The sequence below is a fragment of the Enterococcus sp. 6D12_DIV0197 genome, from assembly GCF_002174385.1.
GTDB lineage: Bacteria > Bacillota > Bacilli > Lactobacillales > Enterococcaceae > Enterococcus_D > Enterococcus_D casseliflavus.
In genome coordinates this window covers 2,923,568-2,940,381 of record NZ_NIBN01000001.1, presented here as the reverse complement: position 1 = coordinate 2,940,381, position 16,814 = coordinate 2,923,568, and the positions used below count along the sequence as shown (strand labels likewise).

Sequence of the window (16,814 nt, the reverse complement as noted above, 5' to 3'; positions counted from 1 at the left end):
CCTCAATATCTTAATTTAAAGGCTTTTTCAATTTTTGTTATCGCTAACATTTAGAAAATGTTTGCCATTTTAAGAAACCGGTTGCATAATAGAGTTACAAATTGCAGGAGGTAAACAGGATGAAAGTGAATTGGAAAAAGGCAGCTCTAGGATTAGTTTCAGGAAGTGCGTTGTTAGCGCTTGCGGCGTGTGGCGGCAACGGCGGTAGTACCGATGGTAGTAATGCAGATGCAGGTTCAGGTAGCGATGAAAAAACGATCACGGTCTCTGTAGGCGCAGACTATATTGATTATATCAATGAAGTGAAATCTGACTTTGAATCTGAAAATGATGTCACCATCAACGTTGTAGAAATGGACATGTTCGATCAAATGGATGCGCTTCAACTAGACGGTCCTGCTGGGAAAGGCCCAGATGTTACGATGTCTCCTTATGACCGTGTGGGTCAAGTAGGCTCCCAAGGGCATTTGGCAGAAATGACTTTGCCAGATGATGGACGGTACAGCGATACCGACAAGCAACAAGTGACCATCGATGATAAGATCTATGGCGCACCAGCAATGATCGAAGCGGTTGTCATGTTCTACAACAAAGACTTGATCGATGAAGCACCAGCAACTTTTTCTGATTTAGAAGAACTAGCAAAAGATGATCGTTTTGCAGAAGGCGATGACAATGTTGGTTTCTTAGCTCGTTGGACGGACTTTTATTATACGTATGGTCTATTAGCGGGGCATGGCGGGTATGTCTTTGGTGATGAAGGAACAGATCCATCTGATCTAGGGCTGAACAACGAAGGTTCTGTTGAGGCAATCACGTATGCAACTGATTGGTTCCAAAATGTCTGGCCGCAAGGAATGCTGGATGTATCAGCCAACGAAAACTTGATGTTGGATTACTTCAATCAAGGCAAAACAGCAGCTATCATTTATGGACCATGGGGCGTGAACGGCTTTGAAGAAGCAGGCATCAACTATGGTGTAGCGAAAATCCCAACGCTAAACAACGGCAACGACTATGAAACATTTGGCGGCGGAAAAGCGTGGGTGGTATCTAACTACTCACAAAACAAAGACGTTTCGCAACAATTTGTCGAGTATTTGACCAACGAAGCCAATCAAGAGAAATTGTATGACATGCGTCATGATATTCCAGCGAACATTATGGCTCAAGAAACAGTCGCTGCTTCTGATGATCCAGTAGCAAAAGCAGTGATCGAGCAATACAGTGTTTCACAACCAATGCCAAATATCCCTGAAATGTCTGAGGTTTGGGTAGGGGCTGAAAACATGCTGTTTGATGCAGGTTCAGGCAATATGACTCCTCAAGAAGCAGCGGATAATGCTGCCAAAACAATCGAAGAAGCGATTGAGCAGAAATACTAATAATTAGCCGATTACGGTCTGTCATTCATGTCGACGATTCTATAGAGGATGTTTGTCAAAAGGATTCCTTGCAACGTAGCACGCAAGAAATTGCTTGACGAGATTGTTTTCTATCGATCGTCGGCCGCTTGGCAGACTTTCGATTTTAAGGAGGATACATATGAGGACGAATTCACAAGCCATGCAGACAGCGCTTCTTTCAATCATCCCTGGTGGGGGACAATTCAAAAATGGTCAGAAATTCAAAGCGGGTCTCTTTTTTGCAGCCTTTCTGATTTTTCTGGTCGAAATGCTTTTGTTTGGTGGACAAGCACTTTATAACTTTGTCACACTCGGATCAGTACCAATGGAAGACAACTCTTTGTTCTTGTTGATTGAAGGAACACTGCAGGTCATCGTTACCGTTATTTTCATTATCTTTTGGGTTTTAAATATCAAAGATGCCTATCAGGTTCGGCAAAGCATTGAAAAAGGCTTCCCGGTAGCTGTTACGAGAAAAGAATTTTTCAAAAAATTATACGAAGATGGGTTCGCGTACTTACTGACGATCCCTGCCTACTTGGTAATGATCGTAGCAATTATTTTTCCAGTAATGGTGACGCTCTTTATGGCATTTACCAACTATGATTTTCGACACATTCCGCCAGCAAACTTAATCGACTGGATCGGTTTTTCGAATTTCACGAATATCTTCACCTTAAGTTCTTACCGCGACACCTTTGTAAAAGTATTCAGTTGGACGGTGATTTGGACCGTTTTAGCAACCACCTTGCAAATTACACTCGGCATACTGACAGCAGTTGTTGCCAATCAAAAATTTGTGAAGTTTCGTCGCGTCTTTGGGGTGATTTTCTTGCTTCCTTGGGCGGTGCCAGCGTTTATCACAATCATGAGTTTTTCAAATATGTTTAATGATACCGCAGGAGCGATCAATACGCAGGTGATCCCGCTATTGAACAATCTGCCTTTTGTGGATATTGGGAACATTGCTTGGAAGACTGATCCGTTTTGGACGAAAACGGCGATTATTTTGATTCAGGGTTGGTTAGGGTTTCCTTACATCTATGTAATGGTTTCGGGGATTTTACAATCCATTTCCGAAGATTTGTATGAAGCAGCAAAAATGGATGGAGCCAATGCGTTGCAGCGTTTTCGGAACATTACGCTGCCGGCAATCTTTTTGGTAGCAGCCCCAACCTTCGTTACGCAATATACAGGGAACTTTAATAACTTCTCGATGATCTATCTATTTAACGAAGGTGGACCAGGGAGTTTAGGCGGAAATGCTGGATCGACAGATATTTTGATTTCATGGATCTACAAACTGACGACCGGCGGCTCACCACAATATTCGATTGCTTCTGCATTGACCTTGATCATTTCCTTTGTGGTGATCTCCATTTCATTACTGGTGTTTAAAAAGACGAATGCATTTAATATGGAGGATTGAGGATGAAAAAGAAGAAGTTTTCTTTCAGCAAATTATTTACCTACTTGTTTATGATCGCGTTATCGATCATTATCATCTATCCCTTGTTGATTACCGCAACCTCAGCCTTCAAGGCAGGGAACATGATCGCTTTTCGCTTAGATTTTGATGCGGATTGGACATTGAACAACTTTCGACGTTTATTCAATGAAACCCCGTATTTGACATGGTATAAAAACACCTTGATCGTGGCCGTTTCGACGATGATCATTCAAGTAATGATCGTAACGTTAGCAGGGTATACTTACAGTCGTTACCGTTTTGCTGGTCGTAAAAGTAGTCTGATGGTGTTCTTGATCGTTCAAATGGTACCGACAATGTCGGCGTTGACCGCTTTTTATGTTATGGGCTTATTAGCAAACGGTCTAGATAGCTTCTGGTTCTTGACATTGATTTATATCGGTGGTGGGATTCCGATGAATACTTGGCTGATGAAGGGGTACTTTGATACGGTACCCATCGACTTGGATGAATCAGCAAAACTTGATGGTGCAGGGCATTTTCGCATCTTTTGGCAAATCGTTTTGCCCCTCGTAAAACCAATGGTTGCCGTCCAAGCATTGTGGGCCTTTATGGGACCATTCGGCGAATTCTTGCTGGCGCGTTTCTTGCTTCGCTCACAAGAGCGTTTGACCGTCGCAGTTGGGCTGCAAACCTTTATCAATGATGCCCGTAACCAACGGGTCGCACTCTTTGCGGCAGGGGCGATTTTGATCGCCGTACCGATCGCTGCACTGTTTTTCTTCTTACAAAAATACTTTGTTTCAGGTTTGACCTCTGGCGGAACAAAAGGATAGGAATGATAGGATGTCTGAACAACGATTTCCCTTAACGTACTTTGGGGCCATTTTTTCTCCAACAAAAGTCTATGCATGGCGTAAAAAATTAAATCGCTGGCAGCAAGTGTTCGTCTATGTTTTCTTGATGTCCTTGCTGATGATCCCGTTGACCTTAATGATCAGCAAGCAAACGGATCAAGCCTTTGCGGCATTTTTTCCCCATGCAAAAACACTCGTGACGGCAGAAACGGCAGCAAAATACAATGAGTTGCAGCTGGAAGATGGCAAACTTTTAGCGGATGAGTCACAAGTCTTTTCCCAAACAGAAGCGGGGATCATAGGCGTTGCGCTTTCAGAAGCGGCTCTTGAAAGAGCGAAATACGCCATCAATTTTCGGGAAACAGACTGGACCATCAAAGAAGAAATCGATGGACAAACTTATCACTATGAAATGCGTTACACGGCGGAAATGGCACCTGATCAAGTAGATGATGCGGCTTCGTTTCAAAAAGCAATCGAAGACGGCTTCTATCGCAACAACGAGACAGCGATTTTCTTCAGTCAGACGATCACAGTGGCATTTTTATTGGTGGCAATGAATAGTATTCTAGTCATAGGCGCAGCGTTTTTCCTCTGGTTGACGAAAAAATCACGACTGTCGACAATCGGCAGCTTTAAAGAAAGTACGAACGTGATTTTAAATGCACTGGGGGCAGGCTCTCTCGTTGCGATGTTGGCAGGATTTATTGGCGCTGATATCGTCTTGATGATCGGGATTCAGTCTTTAGGCATGCTACTGATGCTCTTCTTAGCTTTCTTAAAAACCCGTTTTAAAACGGCATAATTTGCAAACATTCGCAACAAGACGTTTGGGCGTGTGCTGGACTTTCAGCGCCGATCAATGGCTTGTTGCGTGTTTTTTTTTCCGCGTTTCTTTAAAATCTGTGAAAAAAGGTTAAGAATCCGTTTATCACGCAAGATTGATGCGATAGTTCTATCGAAAAATATTTCATTTATGGTGAACTAGTGCTAAAATAGTTAGGAGAGTTTCCAGCTAGGATAATGCAGAAGTAAAAGGAGAATTATTAAGGTATGGCCAATTTTTTTAGAAAATTAATCGAAAACGACAAAAAAGAATTAAAACGTCTTGACCATATTGCGAATCAAGTTGAATCACATGCGGATGAAATGGCCGCTTTATCTGATGAACAATTACGCGGGAAAACCGATGAATTTCGTCGTCGTTTCCAAGAGGGAGAGACTTTGGATAAATTATTACCTGAAGCCTTTGCAGTAGTACGTGAAGCTGCAAAACGCGTTTTGGGCCTTTATCCTTACCACGTCCAATTAATGGGTGGGATCGTCTTGCATGATGGGAATATCCCAGAGATGCGTACGGGTGAAGGGAAAACTTTGACGGCGACATTACCTGTTTATTTGAATGCTTTGAGCGGTCAAGGTGTCCACGTCGTAACTGTCAATGAATACTTGGCAACTCGTGACTCGACTGAGATGGGGGAGCTGTACAACTTTTTAGGGTTGACGGTCGGCTTGAACATCAACTCAAAATCAGCAGAAGAAAAACGTGCGGCATATGCTTGTGACATCACTTATAGTACAAACAATGAATTAGGGTTTGACTATTTGCGGGACAACATGGTGGTTTACCGTCATCAAATGGTACAGCGTCCATTAAACTATGCCATCGTCGATGAGGTCGATTCGATCTTGATCGATGAAGCGAGAACACCGTTGATCATTTCAGGACAAGCAGAAAAATCAACTGCGCTATACAATCGGGTCGACAATTTTGTCAAACGCTTGACGGAAGAAGAAGACTACAAAATCGATATCCAATCAAAAACGATCGGTTTGACAGAACGTGGGATCGAAAAAGCGGAAGAGACCTTCGGCTTAGAAAACTTGTATGATATTGAAAACACGGCATTGACCCATCACTTGGATCAAGCACTACGAGCGAATTACATTATGATTCGCGATATCGATTATGTCGTGCAAGATGGAAAAGTAATGATCGTTGACCAATTTACAGGTCGGATCATGGATGGTCGCCGATATTCTGATGGGCTCCATCAAGCGATCGAAGCGAAAGAAAGTGTCGAAATCGAAGATGAAACCAAAACGATGGCGACGATCACATTCCAGAACTACTTCCGGATGTACAAAAAACTGTCTGGGATGACCGGTACAGCGAAAACGGAAGAAGAAGAGTTCCGAGAAATCTATAACATGCAAGTCATTCAGATTCCAACGAACAAACCAATCTTACGGGATGATCGTGCGGACTTGCTTTATCCAACGCTTACGAGCAAATTCCAAGCAGTCGTTCAAGACATCAAAGAGCGTCACCGCAAAGGACAACCCGTGCTTGTAGGGACGGTCGCTGTTGAGACTTCTGAATTATTGTCATCAATGCTTGATCGTGAGAAAGTTCCTCATGAAGTATTGAATGCCAAGAATCACTTTAAAGAAGCAGAAATCATTTTGAATGCGGGACAAAAAGGTGCTGTAACGATCGCGACCAATATGGCTGGTCGGGGAACGGATATCAAGTTAGGTCTTGGTGTTGCAGAACTAGGCGGCTTGGCAGTTATCGGTACTGAGCGTCATGAATCCCGACGGATCGATAATCAGTTGCGGGGACGTGCGGGACGTCAAGGAGATCCAGGGATGTCGCAATTTTACTTGTCGTTAGAAGATGATTTAATGAAGCGTTTTGGTTCTGAACGAATCAAAGTGTTCTTGGATCGGATGAAGATCGATGAAGGCGACGCCGTGATCCAAAGCAAGATGCTTTCAAAACAAGTAGAATCTGCCCAACGACGAGTGGAAGGCAATAACTACGATACTCGGAAAAACGTCTTGCAATACGATGACGTGATGCGAGAACAGCGGGAAGTTATTTACGGACAACGTCAAGAAGTGATCATGGAAGAATCGGATCTTTCACCACAATTAATGAATATGGTGAAACGTTCCATCAGCCGAGTCGTCGACAGTCATACGCAATTAGAAGAAAGCAATTGGAACTACGAAGGAATCGTTGATTTTGCGGCGAATGCACTTGTTCATGAAGATACTATCAGTATCGAGGACATCAAGGGCAAATCAGCTCAAGAGATCAAAGACTACCTAAACCAACGGGCAGAAGAAGTCTTTGAACAAAAGAAAGCACAACTTAATAGTCCAGAACAATTACTGGAATTTGAAAAAGTCGTCATCTTACGAGTTGTCGATACGAAGTGGACCGACCACATCGATGCTATGGATCAGCTGCGTCAATCGGTTGGGTTACGGGCTTATGGACAAAACAATCCATTAGTTGAGTACCAAACAGAAGGATTCAATATGTTTGAGAACATGGTTGGAGCGATCGAATATGAAGTAACTCGTCTCTTTATGAAGGCAGAGATTCGTCAAAACGTTCAACGGGAACAAGTTGCTCAAGGGGAAGCACAAGGGGTAGAAGAAGCACCTGCTGCCCAAGCACCAAGTTTCAAAAACGTTGGTCGTAACGATCCTTGTCCATGCGGCAGCGGGAAAAAATTCAAGAATTGCCACGGGAAAAATATGTAACACGTTTTGAAAAAGTTGAGAGTAGGCTGGCAGACGTTTTTGTCCAGTCTACTTTCGTTTGTAAGAAAAAAAGAAAGAAGGAATTTTAATGGAAATCGCAGATATTCGGAATCAATTGACCCAGATGAATGAAAAAATAATCAGTTTTAGGGGGTCTCTTTGACTTAGATCAGTTAGAAGAGGACATTGCGGAAGCGGAACACCAAATGGCAGATCCCACCTTTTGGGATGACTCAGAAAAAGCTCAACAAGTCATTAACGCAAACAATGCCAACAAAGAGACCTACGATCAGTTCAATCAGTTAGCAGAAGAATTGGAAGAGCTGGAAGTGATGTTGGAAATGATTCAAGAAGAAGCAGACCCAGAAATGGAAGCAGAACTTGAAGCACGGATCACGAAGCTAAACGAGAAAATGGCGTCTTATGAATTGTCGATGCTGTTAGATGAACCCTATGATCGAAATAACGCCATCATCGAGCTTCATCCTGGTGCAGGCGGTACCGAATCACAAGACTGGGGCAGCATGCTGTTACGGATGTATACTCGTTTTTGCGAACAACACGGGTATCAAGTAGAGACCCTCGACTATCAAGCTGGTGATGAAGCGGGGATCAAAAGTGTCACTTTACTTGTAAAAGGCCACAACGCCTATGGGTATTTGAAATCGGAAAAAGGCGTTCATCGTTTAGTTCGGATCTCACCTTTTGATTCAGCCAAGAGACGGCACACGTCATTTTGCTCGGTGGATGTGATGCCAGAATTAGATGGGGCGATCGATGTGGAAATCAACTCAGATGATTTGAAAATCGATACGTACCGCGCAAGTGGTGCGGGTGGACAGCACATCAACAAAACCGAATCTGCTGTGCGGATCACCCATATTCCGACAGGAACGGTCGTTGCTAGCCAAGCCCAGCGCTCACAATTGAAAAACCGTGAGCAAGCGATGGGGATGTTGAAAGCCAAGCTGTATCAATTAGAAGTGGAAAAGAAAGAGCAAGAGGCAGCAGCCTTGCGAGGCGAGCAGTTAGAAATTGGTTGGGGCTCGCAAATCCGTTCTTATGTCTTCCATCCCTATTCGATGGTCAAAGATCACCGAACGAATTTCGAAACTGGGAATGTACAGGCAGTCATGGATGGCGATTTGGATGGCTTTATCGACGCGTATTTGAAGCTGAAACTGAATCAAAAATAACCTTGTGTGACTTAAACAGATTGAAACATAATTGTAATCTGTTGCAAGCAAGGTGAAATATATTCATGCTATAATAAGCCAGAATGAAAATTTGAGATGGAGAGATAGCTGTATGATAGAAATGAAAGATATAATGAAAAAGTACTCTAATGGTACGACTGCTATCCGTAACCTTTCGATTTCAATTGATCAAGGAGAGTTTGTTTATGTCGTGGGCCCATCGGGTGCCGGTAAATCAACCTTTATCAAATTGATGTATCGGGAAGAAAAAGCAACCAAAGGCGTTTTGAATGTCGCAGGATATGATTTGGTCGGCATGAAAAACCGCGAGATCCCATTGATGCGTCGAGAAATCGGCGTGGTCTTTCAGGATTATAAACTTTTACCACGGAAAACGGTCTTTGAAAATGTTGCTTATGCAATGCAAGTTATCGGCCGCAAACCTCGTGATATCAAAAAACGGGTGATGGAAGTGTTAGACTTGGTCGGCCTGAAACATAAGGTGCGGGTATTTCCAAGTGAGCTTTCCGGTGGGGAACAACAGCGGGTGTCGATCGCTCGTGCCATCGTAAATACGCCGAAAGTATTGATTGCGGATGAACCAACGGGGAATCTAGATCCTGAAAACTCATGGGAAATCATGAAGCTGCTGGATCGGATCAATGCCCAAGGAACAACGGTCGTTATGGCGACCCATAATAGTACGATCGTAAATACGATTCGTCATCGCGTGATCGCGATTGAAAATGGCCGCATTATTCGCGACCAAGCGGAAGGAGAATATGGTTACGATGATTAGAACATTTTTCCGTCATCTCCTGGAGAGTATCAAAAGTTTAAAGCGTAACGGCTGGATGACTATTGCGTCATTGAGTGCGGTAACGATCACACTGACATTAGTCGGTATTTTTCTAGGTGTAATCTTAAATGCAACAAAACTAGCCGAAGACATTCGCGAGAATGTGGACGTTTCGGTTTTCGTTGATATTGGTACGGAACAAGAAGACATGGATGCTTTGGAACAGTCCTTAAATGATCTGCCGAACGTTTCAGAAGTGAAATTTTCTAGCCGAGACGAAGAATTGCAGAAGATCCAAGATGCAATGGGGGATTCATGGAACTTGTTCGAAGGCGACAGCAATCCGCTGTATAACGTGTTTGTCGTCAGTGCAACAGACCCAGAGTATACGACAGAGATCGCTGAGCAAGCTGGCGAATTGCCAAATGTTTTCAAAGCCGATTACGGCGGAGATTCTTCTGACCGAATCTTTGAATTGTCTGCTGCTGTGCGGACTTGGGGCTTAGCTGCTGCTGTCTTATTGATTTTTGTGGCAATGTTCCTGATCTCTAATACGATTCGGATCACGATTTTGTCTCGTCAAAGAGAAATTCAGATCATGCGTCTGGTGGGGGCGAAAAACGGCTACATTCGTTGGCCATTCTTCCTTGAAGGCGGCTGGATCGGACTCTTAGGTTCGATCGTTCCGATTGCATTAATGTACTTCGGCTACCACCAAGTTTATGCAATGGTCAATCCATCCTTACTGCGTTCAAATTACAGTTTAATTGCACCAAATATGTTTCTATTACAAGTTTGCGGTGTGATGGCACTGATTGGGATCGTGATCGGTTCACTTGGTTCTGTCTTATCAATGCGCCGTTTCTTAAAATTCTAAACCGATGTTTTCTTAAAGTCGATCGTCAAGATCGGCTTTTTTTGTTTCATCACAGTGTTTCTTTACTTTAGGTACTATTTTTTGATATGCTTTAGTAGCGGGAAATCGGGGAAGAGGTGGAGAAATGGTTGTAATGGATAATTTGGTAACCATTTTATTTATAGTCAATATTTTGTTATCAATCATTATCATTTTCAGAGAAAGGCGGCAGACTGCTCAAACGTGGGCCTGGCTTTTGGTCTTGATGTTCATTCCAATCGTTGGCTTTGTGCTTTACTTTTTCTTTGGTAGAGGGATCTCTAAGGAAAAGATCTTTGATATGCGCTCACAGGCAAAGGTGGGGCTGAATGTTGAATTAGAAGAACAAAAGCAAGCCCTCGCTCGTCAGCTGTTTCCGCATCCGCCGACCGCGCAGGTAGAAGTGCAGCAGCTGGTCTACCTGTTGACAGTCTTTGGGCAATCCCTGTATACGACAGCGAATAGTATGACGCTTTATACCGACGGACGGCAGAAATTTGATGCCTTGATCGCGGATATCGAACAGGCAAAAAATCACATTCATATGGAATATTACATTTATCGCAGTGATACATTGGGAAATGAAGTCAAAGAGGCACTGGTGCGCGCGGCGAAGCGGGGCGTAAAAGTAAGAGTCTTATTAGATGCTTGGGGCAGCACCCAAGTATCATTGAAGTTTTTTGATGAGTTGCGTCTACATGGCGGTCAAATTGCCTTCTTCTTTCCTTTATTCGTTCCTTATGTCAATCCGCGAATCAATTATCGAAATCATCGGAAAATCGTGGTGATCGATGGAGAAATTGGCTATACAGGCGGTTTTAATGTGGGAGATGAATATCTAGGGCAAGTGGAAAAATTCGGTTATTGGCGAGACAATCACTTGCGAATTGCCGGTTCAGCTGTCTATTCGCTGCAAAATCGGTTTTTGATGGATTGGAATTCACAACATGCGTTGGAGATCAAATATGATCCTTCCTTGTTTCCTGAAATTAAACAAGTCGGGACAGTTGCAGCCCAAGTCATCACGAGTGGTCCTGATACGGAACATGAAGAAATCAAAATGACCTATCTGAAAATGATCAACTTAGCCAAAAAGGAAATCTTGATCCAAACACCTTATTATATTCCGGATGAAGCCATTCACAATGCCTTGAAATTGGCACTGCTTTCTGGGGTGAAAGTTCATATACAAATCCCTAACAAACCGGATCATCCCTTGGTATATTGGGCGACCTATTCCTTTGCGGCTGAGCTACTGCATTTTGGGGCAGTCATCGAAACCTATGAGAAAGGGTTTATGCATGCAAAAACGATGATCATTGACAGTGGGCTCGTTTCGATTGGTTCAGCAAATATCGATGTCCGATCGTTTCGTTTAGACTTTGAGGTCAATACGATCATCTACGATGCACAACTCGCGACGCAAACGAAAGAAGCGTTTCTGGCGGATTCGATCGATTCTAAGCACTTAACGATCGAAGCGTATCAGCAAAGAAAGCTGACGATCAAAATCAAAGAAGGCTTGGCACGCCTTGTGTCACCCTTGCTGTAAAAAAAGTGCCCTTTTCCAAAAGATGGAAGCCATCATTTTGGAAAAGGGCACTTTTTTAATAGGATCAACCCATAATACTTGTGTATGCTGCTAAGAAAATCGAGCCAACAGTGAGAATAAGCATGGTCCAGATCACGACTTGCGTGATTTTTGCAAAGGTACTTTTTGGTTTTTTCTCGTTCATTCTAATCCACCTTTTAGAGTTATTCTAGTGACAGTTTACCCTCAAATACACAAGAACTCAAGTTGAACCAAGGAGAAATTAAGAAATTTTCAATTTCAGGACAAAAAAAATCATTAGAATGGCAAGATAGACTTGTTGAAGATACGCCCTTCTGTTTTAATAGGTAAAGAAATGCATTCTTCAAGACTTTCAAAAGTCAGCTGGTGAACAAAGAGGCTCCTTAAAAAATTTCATGACTGTCTTATTCCAGCTCAGATTTTTAAAAGAACTGAAACACGGATGTAAAGAAAATAAAGTATAGTGACACTAGTTGTTAGAAAGGATTTTGCTGTATGTCTGGATTTAATCCAATCGTTTTGTTTTGGTATATCTTCCCTGTGCTCGTCTATTTCGCCTGTCGGTTCATTGTTTCCGCGTTGTCCTTGAATGATCGTTACCACGTGAAGGCACCGGATTTAGCAGTACCGTTTTTGATGGTCGGGATTCATCAATTATCAAAGTATACTTTTGATCAAGCGATCACATTGTACTATTTGATCTCCATTTTTTTATTAGGGATTCTGCTGGCAGTTTTTCAGGCATATTACTATGAGGAGATCCAATATGGTCGCTATTTAAAGATGTATTGGCGTAGTATTTTTCTATTTACGATCATTTTTCATGTCGTTTTGATCATTCTAAATATTGTTAGTTACTTATAGTGTTTTGACTCTTGATAAACGCCCATTTTTTCACTTAAAGTTTTTTTAAAAACTTTAAGTAGTCGGTTTTCCTCTTTTTCCTCATTTGGTAAAGAAAAGTCAAACAACTTCCCTTTCAAATTTCATATAATTTGTGGTAGAAAGTGGGGGATTGTGGTAGACTGTGAATATCAGGTGGAGATCGGGGGTTATTTATCGATGTTTATGGGTGAATTTCAACATTCGATAGATGCAAAAGGCCGACTAATCGTCCCTTCAAAACTACGAGAAAAACTCGGAGAAAAATTTGTTGTGACACGTGGATTAGATGGCTGTTTATTTGGCTACCCCTTATCTGAATGGGAAAAACTTGAAGAAAAACTAAACGAAATGCCTTTAGCGAAAAAGGACGCTCGGACATTTGTCCGCTTCTTTTATTCTGCTGCAACAGAGTGCGAAATCGATAAACAAGGACGAATCAATATCCCTGTTACATTGAGAAATCATGCAGACCTTACCAAAAGCTGTGTGATCATCGGCGTTTCAAACCGAATCGAGATTTGGGATGAAACGCGTTGGCAAGCATTCTCTGAAGAAGCAGAAGAAAACTTTGATGAAATTGCTGAAACAATGATTGATTTTGGCTTATAGGCTTGATAGGAAGAGGAAAAAACACATGGCAGATTTTCAACACTACACCGTTATGCTACAGGAGACCGTTGATGGGTTAAAGATTCGTCCAGAAGGCGTCTATGTCGATTGTACATTAGGTGGAGCCGGTCATAGTGAATATTTATTGTCGCAACTGTCTGAAGAGGGACATCTCTTTGCTTTTGATCAAGACCAAACTGCTATCGATCATGCGAAAGAACGTTTAGCACCATATGTTGCTAAAGGAATGGTTACGTTCATTAAAAGTAATTTCCGCTATTTAAAGGAAGCATTGCATCAACACGGTGTGAGCCGAGTCGATGGGATTTTGTACGATTTAGGTGTTTCCTCACCCCAATTAGATGAAGCCGAACGCGGCTTTAGCTACCACCAAGATGCACCGCTGGATATGCGGATGGATCAAACTGCAGCATTGACTGCCTATGAAGTAGTCAATCAATTCGACTACCACCAATTAGTCAAAATCTTCTTCCGTTATGGAGAAGAAAAATTCTCGAAACAAATCGCTCGTGAAATCGAGCGGGTGCGACAAGATCATCCAATTGAAACAACGGGTGAATTGGTCGATATCATCAAAACAGCCATTCCTGCGCCAGCAAGAAGAAAAGGCGGACACCCTGCAAAACGGGTTTTCCAAGCCATTCGCATTGCAGTCAATGATGAGCTAGGTGTGATTGAAGAATCACTTGAACAAGCGATTCATCTTTTAGCAGTCAACGGACGTGTGAGTGTCATCACGTTTCACTCTTTAGAAGATCGTATCGTGAAATCGATGTTCAAGGAATACAGCACACCGAAGGATATGCCGCCAGGTTTGCCGATGATACCAGAAGAATTCCAACCAACACTTAAACTTATAACAAGAAAACCACTACTTCCAACTGAGGAAGAAGTAGCTGAAAATAATCGTTCTCGTAGTGCGAAACTGCGAATCGCGGAAAAAATCAAGGAAAGCGAAGGGTAACAACTATGGCAGAACTAAAAGTTCATGACTATGAATTCAGAGAACCACTTGAATCACAACCTATGGAACACTCTGAACCGACAACTGAAAAACTGCCTACTGATCCCAAGCGTCCTGAGGTCATCCGCGTACCAGCATCTCCGGCTCGTCGGTTAAAAAGCATTTCTACTCTGGAAAAACTGATCGCTGCCTTTGTGATCATCTCTGTATTGACGTTGGCGATCTTGACCATCAATATTCGAACCAATATCAGTCAAGTCGAACACGATATTTCTTTGATCCAATCGGATATCAATGAAAAAACAACACAAGCAGAACAGTTGGAACAAGAGAAAAATGAACTTTCTAAAACCGAGCGCATCCAAAAGATTGCTGAGGATAATGGATTGTCGATCGATGACGGCAATTTAAGGAAAGTGGACTAAATGAAGTTAACAGATAAATTCAAGCAATACTTAAAAAAGAACAATCAAACTACAACGAACAATCGCAAAAAAGTAGGTATTATTCTCTTTGCTACGAGTATTGGATTGTTCTTTTTGTTTGTCACGCGTTTGAGCTACATCGTCATTGTCGGAGATGTTGCAGGGACTTCCTTAGCTGAAAAAACGAAAAATCTTTATGAAGGCAGTGAAGTCATCAAAGCGAAACGTGGAACGATCTATGACCGCAATGGGATTCCAATTGCTGAAGATGTGACCTCGTATTCGATTTACGCTGTTTTGAACCAAAATTACAAAGATGGCAAAAAGAATCTTTTTGCAGAAAAAGCAAACTTCAATAAATTGGGCAAAATCTTGTCGGATGTATTGTCCATCGACCAAGAAACAGCAGTCAATACATTAGAAGAAGGGCTTGAACAACAATTATGGCGTGTTTCTTTTGGAAGCAAAGGAAACAATATTACATTAGAACAAAAGAATGCGATTGAAGATGCAATGGAAAAAGAAGGGATTGCTGGCTTTCATTTTGACAGTCATCCAGCTCGTCTTTATCCGAATGGTGTCTTTTCTTCTCACTTTATCGGGTATGCTGTTGCCAATGATGACGATACTGGTCTAGTTGGGAAAACCGGGCTAGAAGCTGCCTACAATGACGTGCTTTCTGGGACCGATGGCGAGATCGTTTATCAAAAAGACAACAATCAAAATCCGTTGCCAGGAACCGTAGCCGAAACTGTTGCAGCGGTGGATGGGAAAGACGTCTATACGACCATCGATAGTCGGATCCAAAGCTACTTGGAAACGCTGATGGACAGTGTCTTTAAAGAAAACAAACCAGAAAACTTAACAGCGAACTTAATGGATGCAAAAACGGGTGAAATCGTGGCGATGGCGCAACGACCAACCTATAATCCAGAAAATTTGGATTCCATCAATGATTGGCAAAACCTATTAGTTGAGGACAACTACGAGCCAGGATCAACCATGAAGATCTTGACGACGGCAGCAGCGATCGATCAAGGGATCTTTAATGAAAACGAAACTTTTACCCCAAGCCCTGATGGAATGAAACTTTATGATGCAACCATCAACGACTGGGACTTCGGTCAAAAAGGAACACTGACGATGCGCCAAGCACTTTCATGGTCGAGTAATATTGGAATGGTGACCTTGGAACAGCGAATGGCAGATCGTTGGCAACAATACTTAAAAGAATTTGGTTTTGGTCGCAGTACCTATTCAGGATTGCCTAACGAAAATACTGGGATCACACCAGAGGATAACCCTGTCAGCCAAGCGATGACGTCATTTGGTCAAGCGATTGGTGTGACGAATTTCCAAATGATGCAGGCCTTTACGTCGGTGGCAAATAACGGAACGATGTTGAAACCACAATTTATTAGTAAAATCGTTGATGGCAATACAGGAGAAGAAACGGTCACACAACCAGAAGAAGTTGGCCATCCCATTACAGCAGAAGCGGCAACAAAAGTACGGGAATATATGCGTGATGTTGTCGAAAGTGAAAATTACGGAAGTGCTTATGGTGTCTATGAACTACCGGGCTACAATATTTCCGCAAAAACGGGGACAGCCCAAGTAGCCGATCCAACGACCGGTAAGTATTTGTCTGGTGGTACCAATTATCTGTATTCTGTTGTTTTGATGTTTCCTTCAGAAGAACCTGAATATATTTTGTATTTGACGATCAAATTGCCAGAGAAGCACGAAAGCACCGTGTTGGGTGAAATTGCCAATCCATTGATGAAACGGGTCATGGATCTGAAAAACTCTGCATTAGAAGATAGTACAACCTCTGGTAGTGAAACGACTGTAGGGGATTATCGTAATCTTGATACAGAATCTGCGGCAACTGACGTTCAAAAAGCTGGGTTGACCCCTGTTGTCATCGGTGATGGCGAGAAGGTCATCGCACAGTCCGTTGACAGCGGCACTTCGATCATGCCTGGCGGACGGGTACTGCTGATTACGGATAGCGACAAGTATTACATGCCTGATACGACCTCCTGGTCCAAAGCAGATTTGATCAAATTTGGCAGTCTGTTGAATGTGGACGTCAGTTTTGAAGGGGACGGCTATTGTACCAAACAGAGCGTGGAGCCTTATACTGAGTTATCGGGACAATCGATCAAGTTTACACTAAGCGAAAACGAATAGA

At 42.6% G+C, this 16,814-nt stretch carries 15 protein-coding genes; 14 read left to right on the top strand and 1 reads right to left on the bottom strand.

Annotated elements, in window-relative coordinates:
- Positions 1-119: 119 nt before the first annotated feature.
- From A5867_RS13765 to cls, 9 genes are all read left to right on the top strand, one after another.
- A complete protein-coding gene (locus tag A5867_RS13765; RefSeq protein WP_015510171.1) occupies positions 120-1,385 on the top strand; it encodes an extracellular solute-binding protein in 1,266 nt (421 codons plus the stop codon).
- 160 nt (positions 1,386-1,545) lie between these two features.
- The gene (locus A5867_RS13755) at positions 1,546-2,835 is read left to right on the top strand and encodes a sugar ABC transporter permease (RefSeq protein WP_010749778.1); all 1,290 of its coding nucleotides are present in this window, start codon (positions 1,546-1,548) and stop codon (positions 2,833-2,835) included.
- A gap of 2 nt (positions 2,836-2,837) precedes the next feature.
- Entirely contained in the window at positions 2,838-3,671 is an 834-nt protein-coding gene (locus A5867_RS13750) for a sugar ABC transporter permease (RefSeq protein WP_016608756.1), read from the top strand.
- 10 nt (positions 3,672-3,681) lie between these two features.
- Positions 3,682-4,497, top strand: a complete 816-nt coding sequence (locus A5867_RS13745) for a DUF1189 family protein (RefSeq protein ID WP_087627820.1) — start codon at positions 3,682-3,684, stop codon at positions 4,495-4,497.
- A 248-nt stretch (positions 4,498-4,745) separates the two neighbouring features.
- Positions 4,746-7,250 carry a preprotein translocase subunit SecA gene (gene secA / locus A5867_RS13740; RefSeq protein WP_005228781.1) on the top strand — a complete coding sequence of 835 codons (2,505 nt, stop codon included), beginning with the start codon at positions 4,746-4,748 and terminating at the stop codon, positions 7,248-7,250.
- Between the two features lie 88 nt (positions 7,251-7,338).
- Positions 7,339-8,446, top strand: a protein-coding gene (gene prfB, locus A5867_RS13735) for a peptide chain release factor 2 (RefSeq protein WP_100214389.1) whose coding sequence is annotated in 2 segments (ribosomal slippage) — positions 7,339-7,410 and positions 7,412-8,446 — 1,107 coding nt in all. Because the reading frame shifts where the segments join, the coding sequence is not laid out codon by codon here.
- 112 nt (positions 8,447-8,558) lie between these two features.
- Positions 8,559-9,245, top strand: a complete 687-nt coding sequence (ftsE, locus tag A5867_RS13730) for a cell division ATP-binding protein FtsE (RefSeq protein ID WP_005228783.1) — start codon at positions 8,559-8,561, stop codon at positions 9,243-9,245.
- Entirely contained in the window at positions 9,238-10,122 is an 885-nt protein-coding gene (gene ftsX, locus A5867_RS13725) for a permease-like cell division protein FtsX (protein WP_010749773.1), read from the top strand. The genes ftsE and ftsX overlap by 8 nt, the downstream gene beginning before the upstream one ends.
- Before the next feature lie 124 nt (positions 10,123-10,246).
- Positions 10,247-11,692 carry a cardiolipin synthase gene (gene cls, locus A5867_RS13715; RefSeq protein ID WP_005228785.1) on the top strand — a complete coding sequence of 482 codons (1,446 nt, stop codon included), beginning with the start codon at positions 10,247-10,249 and terminating at the stop codon, positions 11,690-11,692.
- Between the two features lie 64 nt (positions 11,693-11,756).
- Here the strand turns inward: cls and A5867_RS13710 are convergent, their stop codons facing one another.
- A complete protein-coding gene (locus A5867_RS13710; RefSeq protein ID WP_005237290.1) occupies positions 11,757-11,876 on the bottom strand; it encodes a DUF4044 domain-containing protein in 120 nt (39 codons plus the stop codon).
- A gap of 332 nt (positions 11,877-12,208) precedes the next feature.
- On the opposite strand from A5867_RS13710, the gene A5867_RS13705 reads away from it, so the two are divergent.
- The 5 genes from A5867_RS13705 (at position 12,209) to A5867_RS13685 (ending at position 16,813) form a co-directional block, all read left to right on the top strand.
- A complete protein-coding gene (locus A5867_RS13705; protein ID WP_005228786.1) occupies positions 12,209-12,577 on the top strand; it encodes a DUF3397 domain-containing protein in 369 nt (122 codons plus the stop codon).
- Positions 12,578-12,775: 198 nt separating this feature from the next.
- Positions 12,776-13,207 (top strand): division/cell wall cluster transcriptional repressor MraZ, encoded by a 432-nt coding sequence (gene mraZ, locus A5867_RS13700; RefSeq protein WP_005228792.1) that lies wholly within the window; start codon positions 12,776-12,778, stop codon positions 13,205-13,207.
- Positions 13,208-13,232: 25 nt separating this feature from the next.
- The gene (gene rsmH / locus A5867_RS13695; RefSeq protein ID WP_005228794.1) at positions 13,233-14,192 is read left to right on the top strand and encodes a 16S rRNA (cytosine(1402)-N(4))-methyltransferase RsmH; all 960 of its coding nucleotides are present in this window, start codon (positions 13,233-13,235) and stop codon (positions 14,190-14,192) included.
- 5 nt (positions 14,193-14,197) lie between these two features.
- A complete protein-coding gene (gene ftsL / locus A5867_RS13690) occupies positions 14,198-14,617 on the top strand; it encodes a cell division protein FtsL (protein ID WP_087627819.1) in 420 nt (139 codons plus the stop codon).
- Positions 14,618-16,813: a penicillin-binding transpeptidase domain-containing protein gene (locus A5867_RS13685; protein WP_087627818.1), complete on the top strand. Its 2,196-nt coding sequence runs from the start codon at positions 14,618-14,620 to the stop codon at positions 16,811-16,813. It abuts the gene before it with no gap.
- The last annotated feature ends 1 nt before the right edge of the window (position 16,814 follow it).

Excerpts from the sequence above, each read along its gene's own strand:
- A5867_RS13765 (WP_015510171.1), top strand. The coding sequence starts at position 120 with ATGAAAGTGAATTGGAAAAAGGCAGCTCTAGGATTAGTTTCAGGAAGT.
- A5867_RS13755 (WP_010749778.1), top strand. The coding sequence starts at position 1,546 with ATGAGGACGAATTCACAAGCCATGCAGACAGCGCTTCTTTCAATCATC.
- A5867_RS13750 (WP_016608756.1), top strand. The coding sequence starts at position 2,838 with ATGAAAAAGAAGAAGTTTTCTTTCAGCAAATTATTTACCTACTTGTTT.
- A5867_RS13745 (WP_087627820.1), top strand. The coding sequence starts at position 3,682 with ATGTCTGAACAACGATTTCCCTTAACGTACTTTGGGGCCATTTTTTCT.
- secA (WP_005228781.1), top strand. The coding sequence starts at position 4,746 with ATGGCCAATTTTTTTAGAAAATTAATCGAAAACGACAAAAAAGAATTA.
- ftsE (WP_005228783.1), top strand. The coding sequence starts at position 8,559 with ATGATAGAAATGAAAGATATAATGAAAAAGTACTCTAATGGTACGACT.
- ftsX (WP_010749773.1), top strand. The coding sequence starts at position 9,238 with ATGATTAGAACATTTTTCCGTCATCTCCTGGAGAGTATCAAAAGTTTA.
- cls (WP_005228785.1), top strand. The coding sequence starts at position 10,247 with ATGGTTGTAATGGATAATTTGGTAACCATTTTATTTATAGTCAATATT.
- A5867_RS13710 (WP_005237290.1), bottom strand. The coding sequence starts at position 11,876 with ATGAACGAGAAAAAACCAAAAAGTACCTTTGCAAAAATCACGCAAGTC.
- A5867_RS13705 (WP_005228786.1), top strand. The coding sequence starts at position 12,209 with ATGTCTGGATTTAATCCAATCGTTTTGTTTTGGTATATCTTCCCTGTG.
- mraZ (WP_005228792.1), top strand. The coding sequence starts at position 12,776 with ATGTTTATGGGTGAATTTCAACATTCGATAGATGCAAAAGGCCGACTA.
- rsmH (WP_005228794.1), top strand. The coding sequence starts at position 13,233 with ATGGCAGATTTTCAACACTACACCGTTATGCTACAGGAGACCGTTGAT.
- ftsL (WP_087627819.1), top strand. The coding sequence starts at position 14,198 with ATGGCAGAACTAAAAGTTCATGACTATGAATTCAGAGAACCACTTGAA.
- A5867_RS13685 (WP_087627818.1), top strand. The coding sequence starts at position 14,618 with ATGAAGTTAACAGATAAATTCAAGCAATACTTAAAAAAGAACAATCAA.